Below are 2,559 nucleotides of genomic sequence, written 5' to 3'. Positions count from 1 at the left end.
CTCCCCCAATCTACAATAGCGAGTGAATCAAAGGACTTGCTTCAAAGCAACAAGACTTCTTCAACAAAATAGGCTCAATCGAGACCTTAGCCGCAGCGTGCAACGATGATCGCTAAGCGGACAAACCGGACCTTGTGCTTAAATTTGCAAATGTCAGCTTTGAAACAAAAGTCTATTTGCTGATGATAAGCGCCTTTCTTTAAGTGGCGATAGTGAGCGGTTTGGAGGAAGGACAGAAGAATGAGAACGCTAGCGCCTATTGTCTTATATCTTCCTCCGGACATTACATGGATGCAAGCATGACTAGCGTTCTCTTCATTTGTACCGGCAACGTTTTTCGCAGCCTCACAGCGGAGTACTCTTTGAGGGCGCAACTTGGCTCAAATACGGGTGTTGTTGTCTCGTCAGCGGGAACCCGTGATGATCCAAATTTGGCAGTCCGAAAGGATGTGTCGGACTACCTACTTTCTAAAGGATTAGATGTTTCATCACACGTTCGAACGCTTGTGAGCAGCGACCTACTCCAGAAATTCGATCACATAATTGCAATGCACACGGATCATCAGCAGCGACTAAGCGAGAGATTTTCCATTGAAGTGCCTCATTTTATGGAGGCGTGCGGTATGAAAAGTGAAGCCCTGCCGGATGTTGACGACCTATTCGCACCTGATGACTGGCACAGCTCGGATGCTTTCGATCACATTAAGAGAACTATTGATCGAATTGTCGAAGTGGCGCCGCACTTCGTACAGAGGACCCTAGGTCAAGGGCTTACCTAGACCACTAATCGGAATTCAAAAAAGCCGCCATTCGTAGGTTCCGCAGCATTCTGCTCGAAGGGCTCTCCGCCAGCTTTCGCCTCGCTCAGCCTTAACGACAGCTTCTGCCCCGTCACTGCCTCTAGGTCAGAAATGCTTGACGTTTAGGCCAGGTTTGCATGACGTGGTCCGTTGATCAGACTCGAAAATTTCTTCTGTCAGAGTCAAAGGTTCATGACGTTCCACATTTCATGTCGAACGTCAGATGACTTTGACCTTTGCGTCATGAACTGACCTGATCCGCTGCCACGGCCTCTTTGGGTTGTTTCGTTTGATCCCGTTTCCCAGTCGGAAAATCGTGGGTGATTTGGAGGTCAGACGGCGCAGCCGCCTGTTCCTGCAAATCTGCCACGTGGCGAACGCGTGAGGGGGCGAGACAGGACAAATCGACGAGGGTGGTGCGGCCCGCAGGCGTGAGCCGAGGACACGGCCTTGTCTATTTGTCTTGTCCGAGGGGGAGGGCGGCGCCCTCACCCTATCGGCGGAGGGCGTTTGGCTTGTCCAAATCCCCTGGGCCAATGCAAGGGATGCGGCCCAGCGTTATCCGGGCCTCGAATTCCGTCAAAGGATGGTCAGCAGCCGTTCGTGTAAGGAGCGGCGAAAGCGGGCAGGGAGCCCAAATTGTCCTTTGCGCGCTGCTTGGCTATAGTGCGGCGAAGGATTGCGAGGAGCTCCGACGCATGACAAATGACGAGGTTATTGGGACCATTTCCAATGCTGTCTCTCAAGTTCCGGGGATCCGCGCCCTTTTCCTGAGCGGCAGCTACGGCAATGGCTTATCCGACGAATACAGCGATATCGATTTCGTTTTGGTTTCGGAAGACGGCGCAACCGATGCGGTTGCCAAAGTGTGGCGCGAGGCCGTCGAACTGACTGGTGAAATTGTCCTTTGGTGGGATCGAACAAACGTTCCGGTCTTGATTAACGCGATCACTGAAGACTGGACGCGTACCGATGTCATTATTCTAAAGCCTGATCAGATGGGACGGCAGACGCAACGCGCCCTCAAACCTCTTTTTGACCACGACGATATCTATAAACAACTGGCCGAAAACACACCGAAACCTAGCCCTAATTTGAAAAGGTTTCGCTACGAGGTTGAGGAGTTTATTAGGATACTCGGACTGCTCTACCTTGCAGCGGGGCGCGAGGAATACATCAATGGCGTTTTGGGTGTTTATCACCTTCGAAATAAGCTTGTAGATTTGTTGATCGAGGAAACAGACGCGCCCAATCGCGGTGGTATCTTACATCTAAATCGGTTGATTACGGATGAGCAGAAAGACTTGCTGATGTCGATGCCACCTGCCGTTCCTAGTCAAGATGCGATGATCTCCGCTCAGTTGGCTTATGCAGCAGCCTACCTACCGCGTGCGCGCAAGAGAGCGGAGCGTTTAGGTATGGATTGGCCTGAGCGTTTCGAGGCGGCAACTTGGGCAAAGCTTGAAGAGACGCTGTCCATCCAGCGGCCCTACGATTGAAACCATGCACCGATCAACGGCCGCTTTGTCCCGCGTTGTGTTTATTGGTCCCACCTTGGATTTGCGTACGCAGCGAAAGTCCGGTTTGGTGAAGCTACACTGCAGCGCTTGACCGCATCGGCAATGACCGCAATGGGCCGCCTCGTAACGGCGTATTCTCCTCTGCCGCTCAAGGATGCTGCACTGCCTCCGAGGTCCGCTCCGAGCCTATTTTGTTGAAGAAGTCTTGTTGCTTTGAAGCAAGTCCTTTGATTCACTCG

The 2,559-nt window shown here is 52.2% G+C and carries 2 protein-coding genes; both read left to right on the top strand.

Annotated elements, in window-relative coordinates; translation table 11 throughout:
• Positions 1-299 precede the first annotated feature (299 nt).
• On the top strand, positions 300-779 hold the full coding sequence (locus Q1A20_RS26015) for a hypothetical protein (protein ID WP_299410587.1): 480 nt from the start codon (positions 300-302) through the stop codon (positions 777-779).
• A gap of 719 nt (positions 780-1,498) precedes the next feature.
• Positions 1,499-2,299: a nucleotidyltransferase domain-containing protein gene (locus Q1A20_RS26010; protein ID WP_299919711.1), complete on the top strand. Its 801-nt coding sequence runs from the start codon at positions 1,499-1,501 to the stop codon at positions 2,297-2,299.
• Positions 2,300-2,559 lie beyond the last annotated feature (260 nt).

This window comes from uncultured Roseobacter sp. (assembly GCF_947501835.1).
GTDB lineage: Bacteria > Pseudomonadota > Alphaproteobacteria > Rhodobacterales > Rhodobacteraceae > Roseobacter.
This window is presented reverse-complemented; position numbering and strand designations above follow the sequence as displayed.